Genomic DNA, 573 nt, shown 5'->3' with positions numbered 1-573 from the left:
TTCACTTCATTTAGAATTTAGTTCAGTTTTATTTTAGATTTATTCTGTAAAATGAAATTTCAAATAAATATAAATMAAGAATAAGGAGKTTTTATGTCTCGTTACCGAGGACSTCGTTTMAAAAAAATACGMCGCCTGGGAGCTTTACCAGGACTTACTAATAAAAGGCCCAAAGCCGTAAATGATCTTAGAAAYCAAAYGCGTTCCGGGAAAAAATCTCAATATCGTATTCGTCTAGAAGAAAAACAAAAATTGCGTTTTCATTATGGTCTTACAGAACGACAATTACTTARATAYGTTCGKATTGCCGGAAAAGCCAARGGGTCAACAGGTCAGGTTTTATTACAATTACTTGAAATGCGTTTGGATAACATCCTTTTTCGATTGGGTATGGCTTCRACTATTCCCGGAGCTCGCCAATTAGTTAACCATCGACATATTGTCGTTAATGGYCGTATAGTAGATATACCAAGTTATCGTTGCAAACCCCGAGATATTATTACAGCAAGGGATGAACAAAAATCCAGAGCTCTGATTCAGAATTCTCTTGATTCCTCCCCTCAGGAGGAATTG

1 protein-coding gene is annotated in these 573 nt (G+C 36.1%); it reads left to right on the top strand.

Annotated features, from left to right (window positions below; genetic code table 11):
* Window positions 1-93: 93 nt before the first annotated feature.
* The coding region (rpsD, locus tag EZV76_RS17880) for a 30S ribosomal protein S4 (protein ID WP_136567696.1) at window positions 94-573 on the top strand (480 nt) is incomplete at its 3' end.

Origin of the sequence: Flagellimonas alvinocaridis, from assembly GCF_004916895.1 — a bacterium.
Lineage (GTDB): Bacteria > Bacteroidota > Bacteroidia > Flavobacteriales > Flavobacteriaceae > Flagellimonas > Flagellimonas alvinocaridis.
Note: the sequence above shows the minus strand (reverse complement) of the source record. Positions and strands in the feature narration are given on the sequence as shown.